The organism is Bartonella sp. TP (assembly GCF_030406085.1).
GTDB lineage: Bacteria > Pseudomonadota > Alphaproteobacteria > Rhizobiales > Rhizobiaceae > CALTWN01.
Genome location: NZ_CP129002.1, coordinates 1,085,955 through 1,112,431, shown reverse-complemented (window position 1 = coordinate 1,112,431; position 26,477 = coordinate 1,085,955). Strand labels below are relative to the sequence as shown.

Here is a 26,477-nt window from a genome sequence, read left to right as displayed (position 1 = left end):
ATTTTATTACTTTTAATAAATCAAGTTATATAGAGTATTATAATGAACATTATTTCTAGTACTGAAAAATTGAATGAGTTGATAGCAAAGATAGAGCAAAGCACAGATTTTGTAGCTATAGATACAGAATTTCTGCGCGAGAAAACCTATTATGCTAAGCTGTGCTTAATTCAGGTGGCAACCCATAGCTTAAATGCGATTATTGACCCCTTGGCAGAAGGGATAAACTTAGAATCTTTCTTTTCTTTATTGCAAAATCAAAAAATTGTAAAAGTATTTTTTGCAGGTCGACAAGATTTGGAAATCTTATATTTTGAAAGTCATGGAGTTATTCCAGCGCCAATTTTTGATTGTCAAATTGCTGCTATGCTATGCGGTTATGATGATTTCATATCCTATCAACAACTAGTACTAAGTCTGTTAAAAATAAAATTAGACAAATCTTCACAACTTACCGATTGGTCCACACGCCCTCTAAGCCAAGAGCAGTTAACTTACGCCTTACATGACGTGACTTATTTATGCGATATATATGCAAAATTAACTAAAAAATTAAAAAAAGCTGGTCGTGAAAGCTGGGTTCAAGAAGAGTTAAAACCATTATACAAAGCAGAAACTTATGATCCCCCCATAGAAGAAGCTTGGCTTAGATTGAAAACTAAACGTAACAGTCAGCGCGAGTTAGCTATTATTCAAAGAATCGCTGTTTGGCGCGAAGATAAGGCCAGAAAACACAATTTGCCACGTAGCTGGGTGCTCAAAGATGAAATAATAAGTGAAATTGCTAATATCCAACCTAAAAATGAGCAAGAATTTTTAGCATTAAAAACTGTAAAAAAATTTGGCATCAGGCATAAATTTGACTATAAAATATTGTGCGATATAGTCAATGAAGTTACTGAGTTACCAATGCAAACGTTACCTTTGATAGACGCCCCTGCCGTTCATATAGGCAATAGCTCGCTTGTTGAAATGCTGCAGTTTCTGTTAAAGCTAGTAGCCCATGAAAATCATATAGCAACCTCTATGATTGCAACAACAGCGAATTTAAAGCAAATGGTTTTGCAAAATACCTGCGAAGGTACGGCAGTTATGCATGGTTGGCGAGCTAAAATATTCGGCCATTTGGCAGAAGAGCTATTACAAGGTAAGCTGGGCTTTTGCTTTAAGAATAATCGTGCTATTTATTATAAAATTTAACTAGAGGTAAGAAATTATGACCGAGCATGAAACTTTAGAAGTTAATAATATAAACGGTGAAAAAACAGTAGAAATCACCTCCAAAAACTTTATGTGTTCTGGTAGTGATGCGCCATTTGATCATCCCCATATTTTTTTGAATATGGGCGAAGAAACAGAAAAAAGATGTCCCTATTGTCGCACACGCTATGTTTTAAAAATTTAAAAATATATGAAAAAGCTTATTAGCCCAGCACCAATTGTAATTTCTGGCGGGGGCATAGCTGGATTAAGCTTGGCTTTATATTTTGCGAAATATGGGGTAGCTTCTATAATATTAGAAAAAGCATCAGAACTAAAAGAAATAGGCGCAGGATTACAGCTTTCCCCCAATGCTACAAGATTATTAGAGAAGATAGATGTATTAAAAGCCTGTCTAGAAAAAGCAGCGCTTCCAACACAAATTAATTTAATAAATGCTACTAATAACCAAAAAATTATTTCTTTGCCTATTGCGCAATATGCTAAAAGCAACAATCTTTCACAATATCTTACAATACATAGAGCCGATTTACAGACTGTCTTATTAGATGCTGTACGCGCACAGAATCAATTGATCGATTTGCGTCTTGGAAATGAGGTAATAGCTTACACAAATCAACAGCAAGATGGATATGTTATACAGGTTAAAAAAAATACTGGTATCTTATACGATATACCAACCAAGCTTTTAGTTTGTGCTGATGGAGTTTGGTCGAACCTTAGGCCAGAAAAAGCAGTATATAGCGGCTATACAGCTTGGCGCACTACATTTTTACCGCAAAAAGCTAAGCATCTAGGTTTAAGTAATTATGAAATTAGTGTCTTTATGGATCATAGTCAGCATTCAGTATGCTATCCAATTTGCCAAGGAGAAAACTATAATTTGATTATGATAACAAAAGAAGAGTTAGCTACATCAATAACAGTGCCAAAATCAAATATTTTAACATTTGCACAGGATGCTCAATGGAGCCGCTGGCCAATTTTTAGCTCACTTAACATAAATTATTTAAATCAAGACGGTATAATTTTTATTGGTGACGCGGCGCACAGCCTTTTACCTTTTGCTGCACAGGGTGCCGCTATGGCTATAGAAGATGCCGCAAAGCTTGCTGTACATTTATGCAGCTCAGAAACTTTTGCTACGAGAAATAATTTGTGCACTTACGCAAAAAAAAGAACACAGCGCATTAAGCAGGTAAAATTTCGCGGTAATCTAAACGCTTATGCTTATCACGCTAAGGGAATAATTGCTAAGACAAGAGATGTTACAATGAGATTTATGGGCAGCAACCGATTACTAGAAAATCTCAACTGGCTTTACAAATATGATGCTTTAAAATTGTAGGCTTTCTAGTATTCGCAAGCCATCAATAGAAGCTACCGCATTATAGATAGATTCATCAATAACATAAGTTTGTCCAAGCGATAGCTCTAATGTTTGTTTTTCTTCTTTATAAAGTAATTTAACTTCACAATTTAACTCGCTGTTATAATTACCTTTTTTTCCTTTTTCAATCAATAATTTGTGTATGGTTTCTATATGGCTAGCTTGCGTTACGGCAAGCTTAAGAGATTTAAAATAAATTGGATCATTGCCCTCCTTTAGTAAGGTCAAGTTTGTAATGTTTGCCCTTTCATTATCCTCATAATATTTAACATATAAATCCAATAGCATAGAAGCCCCTATGACAAGTTTATCGCTAAATTGCTGCACTTTATCGTCAAATAAAGGCACATCAAATTGAATATTATTCGGTTGTGAAAAAGTTAAGATAAGCATACGCTCACCCTTTTTAGTTTTTCGCAATTGCTTGGCAATTAAAGTAGCAGCCGTGCTAAAAGTGGCTCTAAACTTAGCAATATTTTCTGGATATGATTTATAGTTAGATATATATTTACTATAACGAGTTAATGGGTGACCAGTAATATAAAAACCTAAGCTCACAATTTCTCTATGCAGCTTTTCATCTAAAGACCAAGCTTTAGCACTTATTAAATCTAGCTTGTCCAAAGTATTTTGTGTAAGATCACCAAAGATATCTTGCTGGGCGCTATTTTTAGTCTGCTTGGCTCGCGTTGCATAGCTCAACATGCGCGGCACAGAGGCAAATAAACTAGCCCTATCTATATTGAAACAGTCAAGAGCACCAGCACTTACTAATCCTTCTAACGCAAGCTTATTAACTTCTTTAGGATCTATAGCCTGGCAGAAGTGCTCTAAACTAGCAAATTTTTGCTTGCCTCTTACTTGGGCTATATGTGCTGCCACACTTTCGCCTACCCCTTTTATCGCTGCTAGCGAATAAAATATTTTGTTATCCAAAACTTCAAAATCTTTTGCTGAAGTTTGTACATTGGGAGGAATTATTTCTATATCTAAATGCAGCGCCTCTATTCTAAAATCATTTAACTTTTCGGTATTAAGCATATCATAATTCATCGAAGCAGCTAAAAACTCTACAGGAAAATTAGCTTTCATATAAGCCGTTTGGTAGGAAATCAAACCATAGGCAGCAGCATGAGATTTATTGAAACCATAATCTGCAAATTTTGCTAATAAATCAAAAATTTCATTAGCTTTAGCTTTGACTATATTATTATTTTCTGCGCCTTTGATAAACCTTGCTCTTTGCTGCTCCATTTCTGAATGTATCTTTTTACCCATAGCACGGCGAAGCAAATCAGCTTCGCCCAATGAATAACCAGCTAAGCGCTGAGCAATTTGCATCACCTGCTCTTGATACACAATCACACCTTGTGTTTCTTTTAAAATATCTTCTATCTCAGGATGAATATAACTAACTATTTCTGCCCCATTTTTGCGGCGATTATAAACGGGAATATTTTCCATTGGCCCTGGGCGATATAAAGCAACTAGGGCAATAATATCCTCTATACAATCTGGCTGCATGCCGATTAGAGCTTGCCGCATGCCAGCGCTTTCCACTTGAAATATCCCTACAGTTTCACCATTTGAAAGTAAATCATACGTAGTTTGATCTTTTAAATCTATTTTTAATAAATCCAAATCTTTTACTTTTCTGCGAGCTAAATCAACCGCATTTTTTAAAACAGAAAGGGTTTTTAATCCCAAAAAGTCAAATTTTACCAAACCTGCTTGCTCTACATATTTCATATTATATTGTGTTACTGGCATTTGTGATTTAGCATCAAAATACATAGGCACTAATTCTTGCAATGGTCGGTCTCCTATCACAATACCTGCGGCATGTGTAGAAGCATGTCGGTATAGTCCTTCTAATTGCAGGGCTATTTCCAGCAGCCTGTCAATATTAGAATCCTCTAAGGCCGCTTCTCGAAATTTAGGCTCTTCTCGTATTGCTTGTGCAAGGTTTATGTTTGAACCCGGTCCTTGAGGTACCAGCTTACATAAATAGTCAACCTTACCATATGGAATTTGCAATACCCTACCTACGTCGCGTAATACAGCCCGGGCTTGCATTTTACCAAAAGTTATAATATGCGCTACACGATCCTTGCCATATTTATTTTGCACATATTTTATAACCTCGCCACGTCGATTTTGACAAAAATCTATGTCAAAATCTGGCATTGAAACCCGCTCTGGATTCAAAAAACGCTCAAATAGTAAAGAAAACCGCAATGGGTCTATGTCTGTAATGGTAAGCGCATAGGCAACCAAAGCTCCAGCTCCAGAGCCACGGCCCGGACCTACAGGAATCCCCGCCATTTTTGCCCATTGGATAAAATCAGCAACTATAAGGAAATAACCCTGAAATTTCATTTTTATTATAATATCTAATTCATAATCCAAGCGCTTTATGTAATCTTCGCGCGTAAAATTTTCTGCCAGTCCATTTGTAGTTAAACGATGCTCTAACCCTTGAAATGCTTGATCTTTAAGCAATTGAATTGTCAGCTCTTCATTATCCGCAAATTTAGGTAAGATAGGCTCGCGCTTCTTTACAAAGCTTCTGCATTGCTGAGCAATCTTTACGCTATTAGCTATAGCCTCTGGTAAGTCAGCAAATAAAGCAACCATCTCTTTTTGGCTTTTTAGATAATGATCGCTTGAAACACGCGGGCGATTTTTATTTGCTACCAAATTACCATGGGCTATAGCTAGCAAAGCATCATGTGCTTCAAACCCTGCCTTGTTCAAAAAAAACGCTTCATTAGTAGCGACTAACTCAATATCTTCTTCTAAAGCAAATTGTAATAATTTTTGCTCTACAGCTTTACTATAATCCTCATATCTTTGTAATTCTATATATAATCGGTCTGCAAATATCTTTTTTAAACTCGTTAATTGCACCAAAGCTTTGCTAACATTATCTTCGCTCAAAGCTTTGTTGATTGGACCATTTACCCCACCAGTTAATAAAATAAGCCCAGCGGCATAATCCCTAAGCCAAGATAATTTAATATAAGCCAGATCAGTGGCATGGGCGTCCGGCGCATCCAAATATGCCTTGCTTGCTAAATGCAGCAAATTTGCCAGGCCAGTATCATCACTAGCCAATAGTACTACACAGCCAAGATTCTTATTATTAGTTTCTGCTTCAAAATCTAATAGGATTTGCAGTCCAACAATAGGCTGAACCCCTTTGCTTAAACAAGCAGACGTAAATTCTAAAGCACCAAACAAATTATTACTATCGGTAAGAGCTATAGCAGGCTGGCCATCATCATAAGCCGCCGATGCTATTTCAGAGGTCTGCAATGCACCCTCTAGTAAAGAATAAGTAGAATGCACATGTAAATGAACAAAAGACAAATTAGTGGCTAGATTTTTTAACACTTTAATTCTACGATTTTTCCGTCTTTTAAGGTTATAATTTTATCCATCTTTTTTGCCAAATTGTAATTATGCGTTGCAACAATGGCAGAGATTCCTGCTTGCCGCACCAAAAGAGAAAATATCTGAAAAACATAATCAGAAGTCTGCGGATCTAAATTCCCCGTTGGCTCATCTGCCAACAAAATAGACGGCGCATTCGCTACAGCCCTCGCTATCGCTACTCTTTGCTGCTGCCCTCCGGACATTTCGCTTGGTCGATTATTTATTTTATCATCCACACGTAAATAACGCAATAATTTCTTTGCTCTATTTTTAGCCAAATCTACAGAACGACCAATTATAAATTGTGGCATCATAACATTTTCTAATGCGGTAAATTCTGGCAAAAGGTGATGCGCTTGGTAAACAAAGCCTATATCATTGCCTCTTATTGCCGTTCTAGCACTATTAGATAAATTAGAGCAAGGCCGACCATATAAAGACACTACTCCACTATCAGGTTGTTCTAAAAGGCCGGCGATATGTAAAAGCGTAGATTTACCAGAGCCTGAAGGCGCGACCAAAGCCACCATTTCAGCCGCATCTACACGCAAAGAAAGTTTATCTAATACTTGCAGTTTTTGCTCATTGCTATAATAAGCTTTTGAAACTTCTTTAAGTTCTAAAACCGCACTCATTATTCATACCTTAGAGCAGCAATAGGATCTAACTTTGCCGCACTCCAAGCTGGAATTAATGTAGCCAAAAATGATAGTAATAAAGTAACAAAGCTAATGGTAAACACCTCTATCCAGTCCAATTTTGCTGGTAATTTAGCTAAAAAATAAAGCTCTGGATTAAAAACATTTACCCCAAAAAGCCAGGAAATAAATCGCTGCAAATTATCTATGTTCAAACAAGTAGCTATACCAAGAGCCAGGCCAATAAGCGTACCCAAGACACCTATAACCATGCCAGCCATAATAAATATACGTAATATAGAATTATTAGCCGCCCCCATAGTACGCAATATAGCAATATCTTTTCCCTTGTCTTTAACTAGCATTACCAAGCCTGAAATAATATTTAACGCTGCTACTAAAACAATTAGCGAAAGTATAATAAACATAGCATTGCGCTCTATGGTAAGGGCCGAAAAAAAGGCCTTATTCCGCTCTTCCCAGCCTATTATATTAAGCGGTTGAGCAATCATAGTAGCAATTTGTTTTTTATAAAATTCTACCTTATCTGGATTATTCAAAAATATTTCTATAGATAATACCTTATCGCCATAATTAAAAAAGCTTTGTGCCTCTTTTAAAGGCATAAAAATAATTGCAGAATCATACTCATACATACCAACTTCATATATAGCGGCAATTTTGTAAGATTTGGTACGCGGATTAACGCCAAAAGGCGTAACATCACCAGTAGGCGATAATACTGTAATATTATCCCCTATAGTTAACCCAAATTTTTTTGCCATACCTGCGCCTATAACCACGCTATTAGCTTGCGTAAAATCAGCAATATCGCCTGCTTTTACATGGCGGGTTATGGTAGACATCAAACTCAAATCTTCAGGCAGGACCCCGCGAATAATAGCGCCGGAGCTTCCCAATCCAGGCACTTGTGCCAAGGCCTGCTCTTCTATAACAGGGGCTGCAGATTTTATGCCCTCTAGGGCGCGTAATTTTTGGGTTAAGGCAAGGTAATCGCTCAAATGTTGTGTATCAGCACTTTGTATAATTATATGGCCATTTACCCCCAGGATACGATCAAGCAATTCCGACCGAAAGCCATTCATAACGGAAGTAACAACTATTAAGGCCCATACACCAACAATAATGCCTAGCAAAGAAATGCAAGAAATAACTGATGTAAAGGTTTGCTTTTTACTAGGAATCATATAACGCAGCGCTATCTTCCACTCATATAAGCTAAACAAACCCGCGCGCATATATTTGCTCCATAATGAATATTAGTGTTTTACATAATAGATATTATCTTATAAACAAGTATAATTATTTAAGAAACTTTACCTGATAAGATATTTGTACTCAAATAGTTTAAAGCTTCATCTATTGACAAATGGAGTCTTTCAGATGTTTTACGATTTTTAATTTCCACCATACCAGTTGAAGCACCTTTTGGACCAATTATCACTTGGTAAGGCAGGCCTAGTAAATCCATGCTAGCAAATTTGATTCCTGCACGCTCATTACTGTCGTCTACTAAAGCTTCTAGCCCGATCTTGCTACAAAAATTATAAAATTTATCTGTTATGCCATTAGACAATTCATCATCAACCCGCAAATTAATTATAGCCAAATCAAAAGGCGCTATGGGGGCTGGCCATATTATACCGTCTTCATCATGCGAAGATTCAATTGCTGCTGCAACCAACCTAGAAATACCTATACCGTATGACCCCATAGAAGGAAAAATATCTTTACCATCGGCATCCATAATTTTAGCATTCATCGGTGCAGAATATTTAGTGCCAAAGTGGAAAATATGCCCTACCTCGATACCTCTAGCCTCTACCCTGTCTTCTTTGCTTAATTGCGACCAAGCAGCTTTATCATGCATCTCTTCGGTAGCAGCATAAGGCTTGGTCCACTGCGATACTATATAGTTTAACTGGCTATCATCATTAAAATCTAGCTGACTATTCATAACATTAAAATCTAAAAAGCATTTATTACAAAATACAGCACTTTCACCCGTTTTAGCCAAAATTATAAACTCATGACTTAAATCGCCACCTATGGGGCCCGTATCAGCTCGCATTGGTATTGCTCTTAAACCCATGCGACTAAAGCTGCGTAAATAAGCTACAAACATTTTATTATAAGTTTTTTTAGCCTCCGTAAGATTTATATCAAAAGAGTATGCATCTTTCATTAAAAATTCTCGACCACGCATAAGGCCAAATCGCGGTCTAATTTCATCACGAAATTTCCACTGCACCTGATATAAGCGAACTGGCAACTCTTTATAAGAACGCACATAGCTGCGAAAAATATCTGTTATAACTTCTTCATTCGTTGGGCCATAAAGCATTTTTCTTTCATGTCTATCGACTATGCGCAACATTTCTAGGCCATAATCATCGTAGCGGCCACTTTCCTGCCAAAGCTCAGCCGACTGCAAAAGCGGCATCAATAATTCATTGAAACCAGCTCTATCTTGCTCTTGCTTAACTATAGCTATTACTTTATCTAATACCCGCTTGCCTAAAGGCAACCAAGTATAAATACCTGCTGATTGCTGTTTTATCATGCCAGCACGCAACATTAAACTATGCGATGTTATCTCTGCCTCTTTGGGCTGTTCTCTTAAAATAGGTAAAAAATAATTAGATAAGCGCATAATAATACCGATCAGCGTGAAATATAATGAATAACCGAAGTCACTAAAGGCCTTTTGCCCCAAGCTTTTTCTACCGTACGCACAACAGCGCTATTGCAAGCGCTTTCTAATGCAACTTTATTTTTAAGCTTTTTAGCAGGCAAATCATCTATTAAATCTTCTAGCGCAGCATGAATAAGATCATACATTGATTCGCCTTCTTGATCAAAGGCGGGCAACCCATTTATAATTAATTTAGGTGAAAAAGCTAAGTTTAGCCGATTTGTCAAAACAATAAATACTGCAATATGCCCTACTTGTGCTAACTTTTTTCTTACATTGATTCCAAGCTCAGTGTCATAGCCCAGTAATTTGCCGTCACGATATAATCGACCCACAGGGACTTCATCAATTATTTTGGCTTTTTTGCCAGAGAGCAACAACATATCGCCATTGCGTATACGAGCTATTTGCCCGATACCTTCTTTTGTAGCGAATTTTGCATGAGCTTCTAAATGTATCGCCTCACCATGTACTGGAACCAAGATTTTTGGCCGCACTAGCTCATAAATTTTCTTTAGCTCATCTTGGCTAGCATGGCCAGAAACATGAACTTGTTGATCAGCCACAGTTATTAACTCTACGCCTTGATCAATAAGCGCATTTTGTACCCTTAAAATAAGTTTTTCATTACCAGGAATCATACGAGAGGAATAAACTACACAATCTCCGCGGCTTAGCTCAATCTGTTTCATCGCTCCATCTGCCAATTTCGATAAAGCAGCTCGCATTTCGCCTTGACTACCCGTAAGAATTATTACTAATTTATCTCGTGGCACCTCATTATACTCTTGCTCACTCAAAAAAGTCTCGTCTGAGCCAATATAACCTAAATCTATAGCTATATTAACGACACGCTTTATTGAGCGACCAAGCAATAAAATTTTTCTATCATTAGCCCTAGCTGCCTTAATCATCGAAATAATGCGCCCAACATTTGATGAAAAAGTAGTTATAGCGACTCTTCCTTTAGCCTTGGCTATGATTTTTTCTAAATTCGTTTTTACAGTAGCTTCTGTATTGAAGCCGCCACTTTGCGCTGCGTTTGTCGAATCACAAACAAGAGCTAGGACACCTTCATCACCAAGTTTTTTTAATTTCTCTAAATCTGTTTTATCTCCAAGCGCTGGAGAGTCATCTATTTTCCAATCTCCAGTATGTACAACCGTTCCTGCAGAGGTCTTTATAGCTAAGGCTGTAGCTTCCGGAATTGAATGATTCATTTGTATGGTGTCTACAGTAAATTCACCAATTTTAAATTTATCGCCTGGTTTAAAAATATGTAAAGGCAATTCTTTAAATTTTTCGGCATCTGTAAATTTACTTTGCAAAAGTGCTGCAGTAAATGCTGTACAATAGATCGGCACTTTTAAAAGTGGCCAAAGTTCTGCCACTGCACCATAATGATCTTCGTGTCCATGTGTAATAACTAGACCAACTATATTTACTGCTTCCCCTTCCAAAAAACTAATGTCGGGCAAAACTAAGTCGGCTCCTGGTGCTTCTTCTCCAGCAAAAGAAACCCCCATATCAACTATCAAATATTCTTTATCTTCTTCGGTACCATAAGTATATACCCCCAAATTCATTCCAATTTCGCCAACACCGCCCAAAGGCGTAAAGCACAATTCTTTACTATTATCGTTCATATTTATTTAAACCGTTACCCTATTATGAAATCATATTTCCAAATAATACATCACCGCTATTAACTTTAATGACATTATTATCCTCTAAACGAACCAGGCAGCTAAAGCTTTCATCCAAGCTTTCAAATGTACCAGAAATTGTAGAGTTTTGCAATTTAATAGTAATATGCTTACCGACACACGAAGTATAAGCCAGCCAAGTATTACGAATTTGCTCCGCTCCATTAGGAGATTTATATATAGCATAATTCTCTAACCAATAATAGCTTAAGCGTTCAAATAGCATTGATGGAGTGCAAATTATCCCCTGCTCATGTAAGGAAGAAGTTTGATAAGTTAGATTTTCTATTTTTTCTGCAACATTTACACCAATACCAACTACCACACCGTAAAGTCCTGCGGCTAACGACTTCACCTCCAGCAAAATTCCTGAAAGTTTTTTGTTATTTAACAAAATATCATTGGGCCATTTTAAGGATAAATCGATTTCTTGCTTAAGATAAATCTGTCTAAAATACTCTACAGAATCGCGTAAACTAATACCAGCAATATAACTCAAAGCTATACAATCCTCTATAGTTTTTATGTCATACAAAACCAAGCTACAATATAAATTACCCTTTGGACTCACCCAACCACGGCCGCGGCGACCACGACCCTTCAATTGTTGCTCAGCCACTATCCAATGTTTTTCGGGTAAATAAGCATCGCCAGCTCTAGCTATATTCCCTTTTTTATAGTCTAAAAGTAACTCCAGCGCCAAATCATTGGTGGAGCTAACAGAACCGTAAGTCGTTAATTTATATCCCTCTTGTTTGGCTTGCTTAGCTAAATAAAAGCTCATAAAGAAATCACTGGAATAAAGAAATAGCTGCTAACTGGGCTAAAGGATAAATTGCATGGCCCCAAATTATAAAAAATACAATTAGCAAACTAGAGGTACCCAACAAAAATTTTAGCTCTGGTCTAGGCTCTAAAAACTCTATTTTTGTCTCATCAAACCAAATGATTTTAATTAAACGCAAATAATAAAAGGCACCAATAACTGAAGATATCACCCCAATAATAGCTAAACCTACAAATCCACCACGGACAGCAGCAATAAAGCTATACCATTTAGCAAAAAACCCAGCTAAAGGTGGAATACCTGCAAGCGAAAACAATAAAATTGTAACCGATACAGCAATATAAGGATGCGTTTTTGCTATTCCTGATAAATCATAAATATCTTCTGCATAACCAGCTCGTCCCTGCATAGAAAGTAAAAAAGCAAAAAAGCCTATAATAGTTATAAGATATATTGTTAGATAAATTAAAACTGATACAGTTCCTGTCATATTACCAGCTAGCAGACCTAACAATATATAACCAACATGGCTTATAGAAGAATATGCCAAAACACGTTTTATACTTGTTTGTCCTATAGCAGAAAATGCTCCAAGTAGCATAGATCCTAAAGAGAGCAACAATAAAATTTGTTTCCATGCTGGCAAGGCTACAGCTGATGTGGTTAAAGGAGCAAATGCACCAGTGACCAAAGTTGTTAATACTGCAAAAGCTGCAATCTTTGGGGCCCCAGCAAAAAAGGCAGTAACGGGCGTAGGCGCCCCCTCATAAACATCTGGTGTCCACATATGAAATGGCACAGCTGAAATTTTAAATGCCACACCGATCAAAACTAACACCAAGCCAAAGATTACACCTATATTATAAGGCTCAGTTTTAAAAATTTGTAAAAGTTCTGCAAAGCCAATTTGGCCCGTATAACCATATAAAAGAGATATGCCGTAAAGTAAAAGACCAGATGATAGAGCACCAAGAATAAAATATTTTATCCCTGCTTCGCTTGATTTTAATTTTTCCCTGTCAAATGCAGCCAAAGCATATAAACATAATGACTGCATCTCTAACCCCAAATAAAGCGTAAGCATATTTGCAGCGGAAATCATAAAAAACATACCCACCGTTGCCAATAAATACAGGACAGGCAATTCAAATTTATCTATTTCCATGTTTTTAGAATAATCTATAGATAAAATTATAGAGCTTATACTACCTAGCAATACTAAGATTTTCATAAAACGGCCAAAGCCATTCAGTTTTAAGGCATTTCCAAAGGCAAAGCCAGCATGAGGCAAGGCTACTAGCAATAACATAGCTGTTACTAAAAACCCTATAGACAGGCTAATGAGTAATTTGTAAGAAGTTTTATCGCTAAAACTACCTAGCATTAAGATGGATAAAGCACCCACAGTGAGGATAATCTCTGGTAAAATATACGATAATTGCGCTATCATGTTTAAATGCATATTTTACCTCTTTACTGTATGTGCTTAACAAGGGCATTTACTGATACCGAAATAATATTTATAATCGGCGATGGGTATATACCAAAAAATATTGTCAAAGCTACCATGGGATATAAAAGAATTTTCTCTCGCTGCGACAAATCTAATAAAGCCTTAAGATGTTCCTTTTCCAAGGGGCCCAAAACAACGCGGCGATACAAATACAAAGCATAAGCAGCAGACAAAATCACTCCAAAAGTTGCAAAAAATACCGTAATAGTGTTAACCTGAAACGTTCCCGCAAGCGATAAAAATTCACCGATAAATCCTGAGGTTCCGGGCAATCCAATATTGGCCATCGTAAGAATTAAAAATACTGTAGCATATAAGGGCATAATTTTTGCTAAACCACCAAAAGCAGCAATTTCACGAGTATGAAGACGGTCATAAATAACCCCTATGCATAAAAACAAACCAGAGGAAACGAAACCATGAGAAATCATTTGAAACATGGCCCCTTCAATAGATAACTGGTTTGCAGCAAAAATACCCATTGTAACATATCCCATATGAGCTACAGAAGAATAGGCCACCAGTTTTTTCATATCTGACTGAACCAAGGCAACTAATGAGGTATAAATGATAGCTATAATCGAAAGCGCAAAAACAAGGGGCGCTAATTTATATGAAACATCTGGAAACATTGGCAAAGAAAAACGCAAAAAACCATAACCACCAAGCTTTAGCATAATACCAGCTAAGATCACAGAGCCAGAGGTTGGAGCCTCTACGTGCGCATCTGGCAACCAAGTATGAACTGGCCACATAGGCATCTTAACAGCAAAGGAAGAAAAGAAAGCCAACCAAAGCCAATATTGCATATTAATAGGAAACTTATATTTCATAAGATCGACTATATCCAAAGAACCGCTTTTAGCATACATACACATTAGCGCAACCAGCATTAAAACAGAACCCAACAAAGTATATAGAAAAAACTTAAAGCTAGCATATACACGATTCTTGCCGCCCCACACACCAATTATAATAAACATTGGTATAAGGCTACCTTCGAAAAAACTATAAAAAACTATAGAATTCAAAGCACAAAAAGCTCCTAACAACATAGTTTCTAAAAGCAAATAGGCTATCATATAAGCTTTTATTCTGTCCTTAATACTATTCCAATTTGCTAAGATACAAAAAGGAATTAGCAAAGTTGTCAAAACTACAAAAAGAACAGATATGCCGTCTATTCCCAAATGATAATTTATACCGCTGCCTAGCCATCCGAAATATTCTACCATTTGAAAATTAGCAGTGGTTTTATCAAAGCTAAATAAAATGATTAATGAAAGAAAAAATACAAATATACTGGTCAGCAGTGCGACCATTTTAATATTTTTCCTTGCAAGATCATTATTATCTTTAATACAAAAGATAATAAACGCTCCTATAAGTGGAAAAAAGATAAGGGTAGAAAGAACAGGCCAATCGGTCATTAAAAAAAACTCCCAACCATCATTAAAGTAAGCAAAGCAGCCATACCTATAATAATCATAAACGCATAGTGATAAATAAATCCGCTTTGCAAGCGAACAGCCTTATTAGTAATATCCAAAACTTTTGAGGCTATACCGTTTGGGCCAAAACGGTCAATAAAATTAATATCTCCGCTTTTCCAAAATAAGTTGCCCAATCTAAAAGCAGGATTTACGAAAATTACCTGATATAATTCATCTATATACCATTTATTCAATAAAAAGTCATAAATTTTTGGAAAACGAAAAGCGAGCTTTTTCGGTAAATTCGGAGCAATTATATAAAAAATAAAAGCTGTAAAAAAACCTATTAGCATAGCAATAAAGGCGGCTGATTTTACCCAAAAATCTACATGATGCATAGCATGTAGTACATGATTCGAAGAATTCGTAAACAAAGCACCCTTCCAAAAAGCATTATAGAACTCGCCGATAAAATAATCTTTAAATACTATACCTCCAAACAAAGCACCTAGCGACAAAACCAATAAAGGGATAAGCATAACGCTACCAGATTCATGGACATGATGCATAACATCCGTTGTAGCTCTAGGTTTGCCATGAAAAGTCATGAACACCACGCGCCAAGAATAAAAACTTGTAAATAAAGCAGCTATAACTAGCAACCAAAAAGCCAACATTGAAGCAATATTAGACGATGCATAAGCGGCTTCTATAATTGCGTCTTTTGAAAAAAAGCCAGCTGTACCGATTAATGTTTCTGGTACACCAAAGCCAGTAAGAGCAAGAGTGCCTATTAGCATAGTAACGTAAGTAACAGGTATATATTTATACAATCCACCCATTTTTCTCATATCCTGTTCATCCGATACCGCATGAATAACAGAACCAGCACCCAAAAACAGTAAAGCCTTAAAAAAAGCATGTGTAAATAAATGAAAAACCCCAGCACTATAAGCTCCTACACCTAAAGCAGTGAACATATAACCTAGCTGAGAGCATGTGGAATACGCTATAACACGCTTTATATCATTTTGAACTAAAGCAACTGTAGCAGCAAAAAATGCTGTCATCGAGCCTATTATTACTATAAAAATTGATATTAAAGGTGCTTGCTCGAACAAAGGCGAAAATCTGGCAACCATAAACACACCAGCCGTGACCATAGTTGCGGCATGTATTAATGCTGAAACTGGTGTAGGCCCTTCCATCGCGTCTGGCAACCAAACATGCAATAAAAACTGCGCAGATTTTCCCATAGCACCAATAAATAGCAATAAACAAATCACTGAAATAATACCATTAGCAGCAAAATTAAATCCTAAAAATTGCCAATTTTGTACAAAATTATGCGACGCTAATTTAACAAAAATAGTATCAAAATTCAGCGCATTAAAAATCATAAAAATGCTAAAGATACCCAAAAGAAAAGCAAAATCCCCTACACGATTTGTAACAAATGCTTTGATAGCAGCCTTATTTGCGGAGTGTTTTTCATACCAAAAGCCTATTAATAAATATGATGCGAGCCCCACGCCCTCCCATCCGAAAAACATTTGAACCAAATTATTAGATGTCACCAGCATTAACATCATAAAAGTAAATAAAGATAAATAGGCAAAAAATCTTGTACGGCTTTTATCATGATGCATATATCCTATAGAGTAAATATGAACCAAAGAAGAAACCGTATTTACTACAATAAGCATTACCGCAGTTAAGGAATCTATACGCAAAGCCCAATCAAAGCTAAAGTCGCCAATAGTTAACCAGGGCAAAATATGAATATAAACACTATGCCCATTTTTTATAGCCAACATAAAGAAAACTAACCAGGATAGACATGCCGCCAGCACCATAAATGCACTTGTTATAACTTCACAGGCTCTATCTCCTAAATCCTTGCCAAACAAACCAGCTATCAAAAATCCAGCTAAGGGAAGCGCGATTATTAATTCATATACCATTGGGCTAACCTTTCATAGAGTTAATATCGTCTACGGCTATAGACCCACGGTTGCGATAAAACACAACTAAAATAGCCAACCCAATGGCAGCTTCGGCTGCCGCCACCGTTAAAATAAACAATGCAAAAACCTGTCCTAATAAATCATGCAGCGCAGCAGAGAAAGCCACAAAATTTAAATTAACAGCCAGTAAAATAAGCTCTATAGACATCAACAGGATTATAACATTCTTACGGTTCAAAAAAATTCCTAAAACACCTATTGTAAATAAAAAAGCGGAAACCACTAAATAATGACTTACATCTACTAACATTTAAATTCCTTTGCCCGACTGAACTTTTTTGATTTCTATAGCATTTTCCCTAGAACGGGCTACTTGCTCTGCTATATTTTGCCTTTTAACGTTTGGCCTATGGTGCAATGTCAATACTATAGAGGCTATCATAGCTATTAACAATACCAAACCCGAAAGCTCAAAATAAAAAGCATATTTAGTATAAAGAATATCACCCAATAGCTGGGTATTTGATACGTTAGCATGGGAAATAGGATTAAAGCTATTAGGTCCAATATGCTTAGCAAAATTATAGCCTGTAAAACTTGCTAATAACTCAGCCAACATTATAGCCGTTACGACTAATCCTAAAGAAGAATAACGAGTTATTCTCGCACGCATTTCTGCAAAATCTATGTTCAACATCATCACAACAAATAAAAACAGCACTGCTACTGCGCCAACATACACTATCAGTAAAATGAAAGCCAAAAATTCTGCACCTGTTAGCAAAAACAAAGCAGCTGCATTAAAAAAAGCTAAAATAAGGAAAAGCACAGAATGAACAGGATTGCGTGCTAAAATTACTAAAAGCGCACTCAAGAGTAAAATTGAGGAAAATACCCAAAACAATATATTCACTATATTTACCAACATAAGCTTTTTCCTATCATAACTATTATTTTTACTCTATTATCGATAAGGCGCGTCTAAAGAAATATTACGGGCAATCTCTCTTTCCCACCTATCGCCATTAGCCAAGAGTTTTTCCTTATCATAATATAACTCCTGACGCGTCTCAGTAGAAAACTCAAAATTTGGCCCCTCTACAATTGCTTCTACAGGACAAGCTTCTTGACATAATCCGCAATAAATACATTTAACCATATCAATATCATAACGTGTAGTTTTACGAGTGCCATCAGCCAGTGCGGGGCCAGCTTCTATAGTTATTGCTTGCGCAGGGCAAATAGCCTCACATAATTTACATGCTATACAACGTTCTTCACCATTTGGATAGCGGCGCAATGCATGCTCACCACGAAAGCGTGGACTAACATAACCTTTTTCATAAGGATAATTTATCGTTGGTTTAGGAGCTACAAATTGCTTCATAGCTAGGCCAAAAGCACTTATAAACTCTAAGAGAAAAAAAGACTTAATCGTTTTCATTATTTTGGACATTAAAAACTCCTACAAGCCTCAGTTAAAGCGTAAGCTCAATAAAAATAGATGTAAGCACAAGCATAGCTAGTGATAATGGTAAAAAAACCTTCCACCCAAGCCGCATAAGCTGATCATAGCGATAGCGTGGAACAAAAGCTTTGACCATAGCAAACATAAAAAACAGCAAACAAACTTTTAGAATAAACCAAAAAACACCAGGAAGCCAATTTAGCCAAAAAACATCTAAAGGCGGCAACCAGCCCCCTAGGAATAAAACAGTCATCAAAGCGCATAATAAAACTATAGCTACATATTCACCTAGAAAAAATAACATATATGGCGTTGAAGAATACTCAACCATATGCCCAGCAACTAACTCTGACTCTGCCTCGACTAAATCAAATGGAGGTCTATTAGTTTCTGCTAAAGAAGAAATAAAAAATATTATAAATAGCGGAAATAAAGAAAGCCAATTCCAATCCAGAAATGAAGAAAGAGGCAAACCTAATTTAGCACCAAGGCCATGCGCTTGAGCCAACACAATAGTTGTAAGATTTAAGGAGTTAGAGAGAAGCAAAACAGTAACTATAACAAAACCTATAGCGACCTCATAAGAAATCATTTGCGCCGCTGAACGCACGGCACCTAAAAATGGATATTTAGAATTAGATGCCCATCCTCCCATTAAAACCCCATATACTTCTAACGAGGACATAGCAAAAATATACAATATACCAACATTTATATCAGCTATTGCCCATCCAGCGTTAACCGGAATTACTGCCCAACCAGCTAAAGCTAAGACAGCAGAAATGAACGGAGCCAGCAAAAACACACCTTTATTTGCGCCAGATGGAATTATAGGTTCCTTTAAAATAAATTTAAGAAGATCGGCAAAAGATTGCAACAAACCCCAAGGACCAACAACATTTGGACCACGCCGCAATTGAACAGCCGCCCAAATTTTACGATCGGCATATAATAAATATGCTATCAAAAATAATAAAATTAATATCAATAGCAAGGACTTACCTAGCAAAGTTAATAAAACAATTAAAGCAGAAAAAAAAGTTGAAAACATCGATCCCTATCCTATTTCTGCGTATATAAAATGCTAGCTAGTTGCTCTGTTTGACTATTAAAAAAAGCAGAACATTCTGACAATATTTTAGATGATCTTGCAATAGCATTGGTTAAATAAAAATCCTCAATAACGGTTGAAAAGTCACCTACCTCCAGCTTTTTGTATCGCAAAGCCAGGGCTTTCAATTCCTCTACATCGCTAGTTATAATTTTATTTGTCTTGGACAAATGCGGGTGTTTTTTATATAACAATGCACGCAATTGCTGTAGCGAATCAAAAGGTAATGGTACTTCAAGCTGCGCCGACAAAGCACGAATTATCGACCAATCTTCTTTTGCCTGTCCAGGAGCAAAAAGAGCTTTATTTGTAAGCTGCGGACGGCCCTCAGTATTTACAAAAATCGCCGATTTTTCTAAATACGTAGCGGCTGGCAAAATAACATCAGCGTTATTAGCTCCATAATCACCGTGAGTACCTATATATATAGTAAAAGCTTGTTTATCAGATAAATCAAATTCATCTGCTCCAAGTAAAAACAAAACTTTACTATTATGTATAATATCAGAAGCTGTTACATCAACAGAGGGCACAAATCCTATATCTAACCCCCCTACTGTAGATGCAGCCGTATGCAATACGCAAAAACCATTCCAGTCTGGTGTTAAAGCACCAACCATATCACTAAGTTTCAATGCAGCAAAAAGGTTAGCGACCCCATTTTTACCCGATAAAGCAGCTTGACCTATTATTATCAGCGGACGCTTCGCGTTTTTCAACTTTTCGACAAAATTGTTATCGCTGTTAAGCAAATCCTCTAAGCTATTAGTGCCCTCACCTAAAAATTCATACGGATAGCGTAGATTTACAGCTTTACCAACAACACCTATTGGAATATCGCCGTTACGCTGCCTTTTAAGTATCCGAGCATTTAAAACAGAAGCTTCAATGCGAGGATTTGCACCAACCAATAATATAGCATCAGCATTTTCTATGGCTTCAATTGAACTGTTAAATAAATAAGAACCGCGTCCATAAGAAGGATGTATTGCAGAATTATGCTGACGAGAATCGATATTGCTAGACCCTAAAGAAGCCAATAACTCTTTGAGAGCAAACATTTCTTCTACACCAGACAAAGGCCCGGCTATAGCACCGATAGCCTCCCTATTATTAGCCTTCACCGCATTAGCAATAGCTGCAAACGCTTCATCCCATGAAGTCTCAATGAATTTATTATTTGAATCCTTAATATATGGCCTATCTATACGATTCGAACGCAAACCATCAACAACAAATCTTGTTTTATCTGAAATCCATTCCTCATTTATTTCCTCATTAACACGAGGCAAAATACGCATAACTGCGTTCTCACGAATATCCACACGAATAGAGCTTCCCAAAGCGTCCATAACATCCAATGTCTCTACCTTATGCATTTCCCAAGGCCTAGCCTTAAATTCATATGGCTTAGCTGTTAAAGCCCCAACCGGGCAAAGATCAATAATATTTCCTTGTAGCTCGGAAGTTAAGGCGTGCTCTAAATAAGAGGTAATCTCTGCATCCTCACCACGCCCAACCAGACCGAGTTCTGAAATACCCGCTACCTCCGTAGTAAATCTTACGCAACGTGTACAATGAATACAACGTGTCATTACTGTTTTTACTAAAGGGCCAAGATATTTTTCCTCTACTGCCCTTTTTGCCTCATGATAACGGGAGGTGGCGCGACCAAAAGCCATAGCCTGATCCTGCAAATCGCATTCTCCACCCTGATCGCATATCGGACAATCGAGAGGATGATTTATTAATAAAAACTCTAAGACCCCTGCTCGGCCTTTTTTTACCATGGGCGAAGCAGTCAAAATTTCCGGCAACTCGCCATTCGGACCAGCACGTAAATCCTTCACACCAAGTGCACAGGAAGCCTGCGGTTTCGGAGGCCCGCCTTTTACTTCAACCAAACACATACGGCAATTACCAGCAATGGACAATCGCTCATGAAAGCAAAATCTAGGGACCTCTACGCCAGCAGCTTCTGCTGCTTGCAGCAAAGTAAAATGCTCTGGGACATCTAGCTCTTTTCCATCAACTTTGATTTTTATCATTGTTTTTCCAGATCTACGGCGTAACCGCTGTTACTTCTATTAATTAACAAATATTATATAATTGATTCAACTGCTTCATTATTCGTATAAATATCTATACGTTCTTCAATTGTTGATCTAAAATGACGAATTAGCCCTTGCACAGGCCAAGCAGCAGCATCTCCTAAAGCGCATATTGTGTGACCTTCTATTTGCTTTGAAATATCAAACAATAAATCAATCTCCTTTTTTTGTGCTTTGCCAGCCACCATGCGTTCTAATAAACGCATCATCCAACCCGTCCCTTCACGACAAGGAGTGCATTGCCCGCAGGATTCATGTTTAAAAAAGGCAGATATACGCCAAATAGCTTTAACAATATCTGTGGATTTATCCATTACTATTAAACCACCAGTACCAAAAGAAGACCCCACCGCGCGCATACCATCAAAGTCCAAAATAGCGTCCATCATATCCGCAGCTGGAACCACTGGGCAAGAAACACCACCAGGAATAACAGCTAAGAGATTTGCCCAACCACCGCGCACTCCACCTGCATGTTTTTCTATCAACTCTCTAAAGCTAATGCTCATAGATTCTTCTACAACACAAGGCGTATTTACATGCCCAGAAATCATAAATAGCTTTGTACCAGCATTATTTGGCCTACCAATAGAGGCAAACCACTCTGCTCCGCGCCGTAAAATAGTTGGCACTACCGCTATAGATTCAACATTATTTACTATGGTTGGACAGCCATATAAGCCTACATTGGCTGGAAAAGGCGGCTTTAAACGAGGCTGACCTTTTTTGCCCTCAAGACTTTCTAATAAAGCCGTTTCTTCGCCACAAATATATGCCCCAGCACCATGATGCACAATTATATCGCAATCATGGCCATGCTTAGTATTTTTTCCCAACAAACCAGCTTCGTAACATTCATCTACCGCATTTTGTAATGCTTCGCGCTCACGTATATACTCACCACGCAAATAGATATAAACAACATGAGCTCCGATGGCGAAACTAGCTAAAACACACCCCTCAATAAGACTATGAGGCTCATGACGTAAAATTTCTCTATCCTTACAAGTGCCTGGCTCAGATTCATCAGCGTTTATGACTAAATAATGAGCGCGCTCAGCTGCCTGCTTTGGCATAAATGACCATTTTAAACCAGTAGAAAAACCAGCCCCCCCACGACCACGCAGACCAGACTTCTTGACTTCTTCAACTATAAAATCCTTACCTTTTTCAAGCAATGATTTAGTGTTATCCCACCAACCTAGTTCACGCGCCTGACTTAAGGATGTACTATAAAAACCATAAATATTAGTGAATATACGATCTTTATCTTCTAGCATTTTACTTCTTCTTATTTCACTCGCTGTCAAGCTAACACTTTATTAAGCATTAGTCTAGTTATAGATATCAGCTTTAACAAAAAAATTAATCCACGGTTTTATTATTTAAGGAAGTCAATCCTGTTATAGGCTCAGAACATTTTCTATCGCTTTGCGGCCCCGGTAAAATCTTGTCGCCTTTACCTGCCTCAAAAGCATCTATAATTTTCTCTAACCGCTCTGGAGTTAAATCCTCATAAGTGTCTTTAAAAATCATAACCATTGGAGCATTTACACATGCCCCCAAGCACTCCACCTCTTCCCATGAAAGAGTACCAGTTGCATTTGTCTTAAACGGTTCGCTATTAATTTTATTTTTACACAACTTTATTAACTCTTCTGACCCACGCAGCATGCACGGAGTAGTACCACAAATCTGTATATGAGCTTTTGTACCAACAGGCTGCAGCTGAAATTGAGTATAAAAGGTAGCAATTTCTAAAACTCGAATATAAGGCATTTTTAGCATATCAGCGACGTATTCGATAGAAGCTTTACTAATCCAACCTTGCTGTTCTTGCGCGCGCATCAACAAGGGAATCACCGCTGATTGTTGGCGCCCAGAGGGATATTTTGAAATGGTTTTAACTGCCCATGCTTGATTGGCTACATTAAAAGAAAAACTATCTGGCTGCAAACTATCAGCCGCTAAACGACGCACAGACATTATCGGTCTATCTCCCCAAACACAATATCAAGCGAGCCCAAGATAGCTGTAGCATCGGCCAACATATGTCCTTTTGTTAAAAAATCCATAGCTTGTAAATGCGCAAAACCTGGAGCTCGAAGCTTAACCCGATATGGCTTGTTGGTGCCATCAGCTACTAAATACACACCAAACTCCCCTTTAGGAGCTTCTACAGCCGCATACACTTCACCAGAAGGCACATGAAAACCCTCCGAAAATAATTTAAAATGCTCTATTAAAGCCTCCATAGACTGCTTCATCTGCGCACGATTAGGAGGTGTAATTTTATGATTCGAGTTTAAAATCTCACCAAGTTTATCGCTACCCAATAACCGGTCAACGCATTGCCGCATTAAATAAGCAGACTGCCGCATTTCTTCCATTCGCAATAAATATCTATCATAACAATCACTATTTTTACCGACTGGGATATCAAATTCTAATTCATCATAACATTCATATGGCTGACTCTTGCGCAAATCCCAAGCAACACCAGTGCCGCGCAACATCACACCCGAAAAACCTCGCCCCCAAGCCTCGGCCTCACTAATCACACCTATATCAACATTACGCTGTTTAAAAATTCTGTTAGGCGTAACAAGAGCGTCTAACTTTGCCAAAGCATCTAAAAATGGATCTAAGAAATCGCCAATATCCTGCACAAGTTTCTCTGGTAGGTCTTGATGCACACCTCCTGGCCTAAAATAATTTGCATGCAAACGAGCCCCACATGCACGCTCATAAAAAATCATCAATTTTTCGCGTTGCTCAAAGCCCCACAAAGGAGGCGTCAAAGCGCCAACATCCATAGCTTGCGTAGTAACATTAAGCAAATGACTTAAAATACGCCCAATTTCTGAAAACAATACACGAATTAATTGCGCACGCTTTGGAACTTCCAGCTGCAGTAATTTTTCTACAGCTAACACAAAAGCATGCTCTTGATTCATTGGCGCAACATAATCAAGCCTATCTAAATAAGGCGCAGCCTGTAGATATGTTTTAGTTTCCATCAATTTTTCTGTACCGCGATGCAGCAAGCCGATATGCGGATCTACTCTTTCTACAACTTCACCATCTAGCTCTAATACGAGACGAAGAACCCCATGAGCAGCTGGATGTTGCGGGCCAAAATTAATATTAAAATTTCGCACATCAACTTCTGCCATTTTATGCCTCCGAATTTTTCTTTTCTTCTATAGGATAACCAGCCCAAGGCGAAATAAAATCAAAATCACGCATTTGTTGTTTAAGCAAAACAGGCTCATACACTATCTTTTTCAAATCACTGTCGTAGCGACATTCAGTAAACCCTGTAACCGGAAAATCCTTACGCAAGGGATGCCCCTCAAATCCATAATCCGTAAGGATTCTACGTAAATCAGGATTTCCTCGAAACAATACCCCGTACATATCATAAGCTTCCCGTTCATACCACTGAGCCCCTGGGTATACAGCACATATAGAGGGTACAGCGATAATTTTATCCGTAACCACTTTAACGCGGAGACGAAAATTTAATCTAGGAGATAAAAGATGATACACTAGATGAAAGCGCTTTTCTTGCTCTGGATAATCAACACCACTTAAATCAATAAAGCTGATAAATTGACATTTAGCATCATCACGCAAAAATAACATAACTTCTAATAATTGTTCAAGCTTAACCACAATGGCTAACTCGCCATAAGACAGAGAAGTATTTTCTAGCTTATCAGATAAAGCTTGTTCAAGATAAGATTGAAGATCAGCTAACATAGCGTATTATCTTTCTATAGTACCAGTTTTACGTATTTTTTTTTGCAATAGCAAAACGCCATATAATAATGCTTCTGCGGTAGGCGGACAACCCGGCACATAGATATCTACTGGCACAATACGGTCACATCCACGCACCACTGAATAAGAATAATGGTAATAACCGCCACCATTCGCACAGGATCCCATGGAAATAACATATCTTGGCTCAGGCATTTGATCATAAACTTTACGCAAGGCGGGAGCCATTTTATTAGTCAAAGTGCCAGCAACCATCATTACATCTGATTGGCGCGGCGAAGCTCTTGGCGCATAGCCAAATCTTTCATTATCATAATGCGGCATAGAACACTGCATCATCTCTACAGCACAGCAAGCCAAACCAAAGCTCATCCACATAAGTGAACCAGTGCGAGCCCAGGTTATTAGCGCATCAGTCGAAGTAACTAAAAAGCCTTTATCGGAAATCTCGTTGTTTATAGATTCTAAAAAAGCATCTGTCTTTGACATTGCAAGAGGAGCCAGCGGCTCTAACTGAGGAGCCTTCGCGATTAATCCCATTCTAAAGCTCCTTTTTGCCATTCATATATAAAACCGATGGTTAACACAGCCAGAAAAAGCATCATCGAAGAAAACCCTAAAACGCCAATTCTTCTAAACGAAACCGCCCATGGAAATAAATAAGCCACCTCTAAATCGAATATTATAAAAAGAATGGAAACTAGATAAAAGCGCACATTAAACTTCATCCTAGCATCACCAAAAGAATTAAAACCACATTCATAGGCAGAAAGTTTTTCGGCATCGGGAGATCGAAACGCAACTATATAAGGCGTAATAAGCAACACGCCTACTAACCCTAAGCAAACTATCATAAACACTAACACTGGAAGGTATGAGATTAAAAAATTATTCATATTTAGCTAAATCTTTCTAGAGCGTGAGATTATATTCTAACATAGCTAATAATCATTGCGATAGTCAATATAATTTTAAAAACCCTGAGGAAAATAATGGCGCGAGTGACGGGGATCGAACCCGCGACCTCCGGCGTGACAGGCCGGCACTCTAACCAGCTGAGCTACACCCGCGCAAAATAGTGCTGCTATTGTTAAGCTCTAATTTTAACGATGTCAAGCTATAAAAAATATTTTTCAAAAATAAATTTTTTGCTTGCGCTTTGTTTAATATTGCATTAGATTGCGAAAAGGTT

At 37.6% G+C, this 26,477-nt stretch carries 23 protein-coding genes and 1 tRNA gene; 3 read left to right on the top strand and 21 right to left on the bottom strand.

All coding sequences use genetic code 11. The annotated features are described in order from the left end of the window. The first annotated feature begins 42 nt into the window (after positions 1 to 42). From rnd to QVL57_RS05445, 3 genes are read left to right on the top strand one after another with little or no spacing between them, the layout of a single operon-like run. Positions 43 to 1,200, top strand: coding sequence for a ribonuclease D (gene rnd, locus QVL57_RS05455; RefSeq protein WP_290076362.1), 1,158 nt, complete (start codon positions 43 to 45; stop codon positions 1,198 to 1,200). A gap of 16 nt (positions 1,201 to 1,216) precedes the next feature. Next, the gene (locus QVL57_RS05450) at positions 1,217 to 1,405 is read left to right on the top strand and encodes a zinc-finger domain-containing protein (protein ID WP_290076360.1); all 189 of its coding nucleotides are present in this window, start codon (positions 1,217 to 1,219) and stop codon (positions 1,403 to 1,405) included. Between the two features lie 6 nt (positions 1,406 to 1,411). Further along, positions 1,412 to 2,569 carry an FAD-dependent monooxygenase gene (locus QVL57_RS05445; RefSeq protein WP_290076358.1) on the top strand — a complete coding sequence of 386 codons (1,158 nt, stop codon included), beginning with the start codon at positions 1,412 to 1,414 and terminating at the stop codon, positions 2,567 to 2,569. Here QVL57_RS05445 and dnaE read toward each other — a convergent pair. The 21 genes from dnaE to QVL57_RS05340 form a co-directional block, all read right to left on the bottom strand. Further along, a complete protein-coding gene (gene dnaE, locus QVL57_RS05440) occupies positions 2,558 to 6,007 on the bottom strand; it encodes a DNA polymerase III subunit alpha (RefSeq protein WP_290076356.1) in 3,450 nt (1,149 codons plus the stop codon). The two genes, QVL57_RS05445 and dnaE, sit on opposite strands and share 12 nt — an antisense overlap. Next, positions 6,001 to 6,684: an ABC transporter ATP-binding protein gene (locus QVL57_RS05435; RefSeq protein ID WP_290076354.1), complete on the bottom strand. Its 684-nt coding sequence runs from the start codon at positions 6,682 to 6,684 to the stop codon at positions 6,001 to 6,003. The genes dnaE and QVL57_RS05435 overlap by 7 nt, the downstream gene beginning before the upstream one ends. Next, positions 6,684 to 7,946, bottom strand: a complete 1,263-nt coding sequence (locus QVL57_RS05430; protein ID WP_290076352.1) for a lipoprotein-releasing ABC transporter permease subunit — start codon at positions 7,944 to 7,946, stop codon at positions 6,684 to 6,686. The genes QVL57_RS05435 and QVL57_RS05430 overlap by 1 nt, the downstream gene beginning before the upstream one ends. Before the next feature lie 68 nt (positions 7,947 to 8,014). Continuing rightward, entirely contained in the window at positions 8,015 to 9,361 is a 1,347-nt protein-coding gene (gene proS, locus QVL57_RS05425; RefSeq protein ID WP_290076350.1) for a proline--tRNA ligase, read from the bottom strand. An 11-nt stretch (positions 9,362 to 9,372) separates the two neighbouring features. Continuing rightward, positions 9,373 to 11,049: a ribonuclease J gene (locus QVL57_RS05420; RefSeq protein ID WP_290076349.1), complete on the bottom strand. Its 1,677-nt coding sequence runs from the start codon at positions 11,047 to 11,049 to the stop codon at positions 9,373 to 9,375. Between the two features lie 22 nt (positions 11,050 to 11,071). Next, the gene (locus QVL57_RS05415) at positions 11,072 to 11,893 is read right to left on the bottom strand and encodes a biotin--[acetyl-CoA-carboxylase] ligase (protein WP_290076347.1); all 822 of its coding nucleotides are present in this window, start codon (positions 11,891 to 11,893) and stop codon (positions 11,072 to 11,074) included. 7 nt (positions 11,894 to 11,900) lie between these two features. Then, positions 11,901 to 13,358, bottom strand: coding sequence for an NADH-quinone oxidoreductase subunit NuoN (nuoN, locus tag QVL57_RS05410; protein ID WP_290076345.1), 1,458 nt, complete (start codon positions 13,356 to 13,358; stop codon positions 11,901 to 11,903). An 11-nt stretch (positions 13,359 to 13,369) separates the two neighbouring features. After that, positions 13,370 to 14,839 (bottom strand): NADH-quinone oxidoreductase subunit M, encoded by a 1,470-nt coding sequence (locus QVL57_RS05405; RefSeq protein ID WP_290076344.1) that lies wholly within the window; start codon positions 14,837 to 14,839, stop codon positions 13,370 to 13,372. After that, positions 14,839 to 16,806, bottom strand: a complete 1,968-nt coding sequence (gene nuoL / locus QVL57_RS05400; RefSeq protein ID WP_290076343.1) for an NADH-quinone oxidoreductase subunit L — start codon at positions 16,804 to 16,806, stop codon at positions 14,839 to 14,841. Before nuoL ends, QVL57_RS05405 begins: the two co-directional genes overlap by 1 nt. A 4-nt stretch (positions 16,807 to 16,810) precedes the next feature. Further along, positions 16,811 to 17,119: an NADH-quinone oxidoreductase subunit NuoK gene (gene nuoK / locus QVL57_RS05395; RefSeq protein WP_290076341.1), complete on the bottom strand. Its 309-nt coding sequence runs from the start codon at positions 17,117 to 17,119 to the stop codon at positions 16,811 to 16,813. Further along, positions 17,120 to 17,737 (bottom strand): NADH-quinone oxidoreductase subunit J, encoded by a 618-nt coding sequence (locus QVL57_RS05390; RefSeq protein ID WP_290076340.1) that lies wholly within the window; start codon positions 17,735 to 17,737, stop codon positions 17,120 to 17,122. It lies immediately after the preceding gene. A 36-nt stretch (positions 17,738 to 17,773) separates the two neighbouring features. Beyond that, positions 17,774 to 18,265 (bottom strand): NADH-quinone oxidoreductase subunit NuoI, encoded by a 492-nt coding sequence (nuoI, locus tag QVL57_RS05385; RefSeq protein WP_290076338.1) that lies wholly within the window; start codon positions 18,263 to 18,265, stop codon positions 17,774 to 17,776. A gap of 22 nt (positions 18,266 to 18,287) precedes the next feature. Then, positions 18,288 to 19,328, bottom strand: coding sequence for an NADH-quinone oxidoreductase subunit NuoH (gene nuoH, locus QVL57_RS05380; RefSeq protein WP_290076337.1), 1,041 nt, complete (start codon positions 19,326 to 19,328; stop codon positions 18,288 to 18,290). An 11-nt stretch (positions 19,329 to 19,339) separates the two neighbouring features. Continuing rightward, positions 19,340 to 21,436 carry an NADH-quinone oxidoreductase subunit NuoG gene (nuoG, locus tag QVL57_RS05375; protein WP_290076335.1) on the bottom strand — a complete coding sequence of 699 codons (2,097 nt, stop codon included), beginning with the start codon at positions 21,434 to 21,436 and terminating at the stop codon, positions 19,340 to 19,342. 53 nt (positions 21,437 to 21,489) lie between these two features. Next, on the bottom strand, positions 21,490 to 22,779 hold the full coding sequence (nuoF, locus tag QVL57_RS05370; protein WP_290076333.1) for an NADH-quinone oxidoreductase subunit NuoF: 1,290 nt from the start codon (positions 22,777 to 22,779) through the stop codon (positions 21,490 to 21,492). An 85-nt stretch (positions 22,780 to 22,864) separates the two neighbouring features. Next, positions 22,865 to 23,485, bottom strand: a complete 621-nt coding sequence (gene nuoE, locus QVL57_RS05365) for an NADH-quinone oxidoreductase subunit NuoE (protein WP_290076331.1) — start codon at positions 23,483 to 23,485, stop codon at positions 22,865 to 22,867. Next, positions 23,485 to 24,675, bottom strand: coding sequence for an NADH-quinone oxidoreductase subunit D (locus QVL57_RS05360; protein WP_290076329.1), 1,191 nt, complete (start codon positions 24,673 to 24,675; stop codon positions 23,485 to 23,487). Before QVL57_RS05360 ends, nuoE begins: the two co-directional genes overlap by 1 nt. Before the next feature lies 1 nt (position 24,676). After that, entirely contained in the window at positions 24,677 to 25,264 is a 588-nt protein-coding gene (locus QVL57_RS05355; RefSeq protein WP_290076327.1) for an NADH-quinone oxidoreductase subunit C, read from the bottom strand. 6 nt (positions 25,265 to 25,270) lie between these two features. Beyond that, on the bottom strand, positions 25,271 to 25,825 hold the full coding sequence (locus QVL57_RS05350; RefSeq protein ID WP_354669850.1) for an NADH-quinone oxidoreductase subunit B family protein: 555 nt from the start codon (positions 25,823 to 25,825) through the stop codon (positions 25,271 to 25,273). Next, on the bottom strand, positions 25,816 to 26,181 hold the full coding sequence (locus QVL57_RS05345) for an NADH-quinone oxidoreductase subunit A (protein ID WP_290076325.1): 366 nt from the start codon (positions 26,179 to 26,181) through the stop codon (positions 25,816 to 25,818). The genes QVL57_RS05350 and QVL57_RS05345 overlap by 10 nt, the downstream gene beginning before the upstream one ends. Before the next feature lie 97 nt (positions 26,182 to 26,278). Then, positions 26,279 to 26,355, bottom strand: a tRNA-Asp gene (locus QVL57_RS05340). Positions 26,356 to 26,477: the final 122 nt, after the last annotated feature.

Bases quoted from the DNA above. Each gene is read 5' to 3' on its own strand.
- nuoK (WP_290076341.1), bottom strand. From the start codon at position 17,119: ATGTTAGTAGATGTAAGTCATTATTTAGTGGTTTCCGCTTTTTTATTT.
- QVL57_RS05420 (WP_290076349.1), bottom strand. From the start codon at position 11,049: ATGAACGATAATAGTAAAGAATTGTGCTTTACGCCTTTGGGCGGTGTT.
- QVL57_RS05350 (WP_354669850.1), bottom strand. From the start codon at position 25,825: ATGGGATTAATCGCGAAGGCTCCTCAGTTAGAGCCGCTGGCTCCTCTT.
- nuoF (WP_290076333.1), bottom strand. From the start codon at position 22,779: ATGCTAGAAGATAAAGATCGTATATTCACTAATATTTATGGTTTTTAT.
- QVL57_RS05390 (WP_290076340.1), bottom strand. From the start codon at position 17,737: ATGTTGGTAAATATAGTGAATATATTGTTTTGGGTATTTTCCTCAATT.
- QVL57_RS05405 (WP_290076344.1), bottom strand. From the start codon at position 14,839: ATGACCGATTGGCCTGTTCTTTCTACCCTTATCTTTTTTCCACTTATA.
- nuoI (WP_290076338.1), bottom strand. From the start codon at position 18,265: ATGTCCAAAATAATGAAAACGATTAAGTCTTTTTTTCTCTTAGAGTTT.
- QVL57_RS05355 (WP_290076327.1), bottom strand. From the start codon at position 25,264: ATGTTAGCTGATCTTCAATCTTATCTTGAACAAGCTTTATCTGATAAG.
- QVL57_RS05450 (WP_290076360.1), top strand. From the start codon at position 1,217: ATGACCGAGCATGAAACTTTAGAAGTTAATAATATAAACGGTGAAAAA.
- proS (WP_290076350.1), bottom strand. From the start codon at position 9,361: ATGCGCTTATCTAATTATTTTTTACCTATTTTAAGAGAACAGCCCAAA.
- nuoG (WP_290076335.1), bottom strand. From the start codon at position 21,436: ATGATAAAAATCAAAGTTGATGGAAAAGAGCTAGATGTCCCAGAGCAT.
- nuoL (WP_290076343.1), bottom strand. From the start codon at position 16,806: ATGGTATATGAATTAATAATCGCGCTTCCCTTAGCTGGATTTTTGATA.
- QVL57_RS05345 (WP_290076325.1), bottom strand. From the start codon at position 26,181: ATGAATAATTTTTTAATCTCATACCTTCCAGTGTTAGTGTTTATGATA.
- QVL57_RS05435 (WP_290076354.1), bottom strand. From the start codon at position 6,684: ATGAGTGCGGTTTTAGAACTTAAAGAAGTTTCAAAAGCTTATTATAGC.
- rnd (WP_290076362.1), top strand. From the start codon at position 43: ATGAACATTATTTCTAGTACTGAAAAATTGAATGAGTTGATAGCAAAG.
- QVL57_RS05445 (WP_290076358.1), top strand. From the start codon at position 1,412: ATGAAAAAGCTTATTAGCCCAGCACCAATTGTAATTTCTGGCGGGGGC.
- nuoN (WP_290076345.1), bottom strand. From the start codon at position 13,358: ATGCATTTAAACATGATAGCGCAATTATCGTATATTTTACCAGAGATT.
- nuoE (WP_290076331.1), bottom strand. From the start codon at position 23,485: ATGTCTGTGCGTCGTTTAGCGGCTGATAGTTTGCAGCCAGATAGTTTT.
- nuoH (WP_290076337.1), bottom strand. From the start codon at position 19,328: ATGTTTTCAACTTTTTTTTCTGCTTTAATTGTTTTATTAACTTTGCTA.
- QVL57_RS05430 (WP_290076352.1), bottom strand. From the start codon at position 7,946: ATGCGCGCGGGTTTGTTTAGCTTATATGAGTGGAAGATAGCGCTGCGT.
- QVL57_RS05415 (WP_290076347.1), bottom strand. From the start codon at position 11,893: ATGAGCTTTTATTTAGCTAAGCAAGCCAAACAAGAGGGATATAAATTA.
- QVL57_RS05360 (WP_290076329.1), bottom strand. From the start codon at position 24,675: ATGGCAGAAGTTGATGTGCGAAATTTTAATATTAATTTTGGCCCGCAA.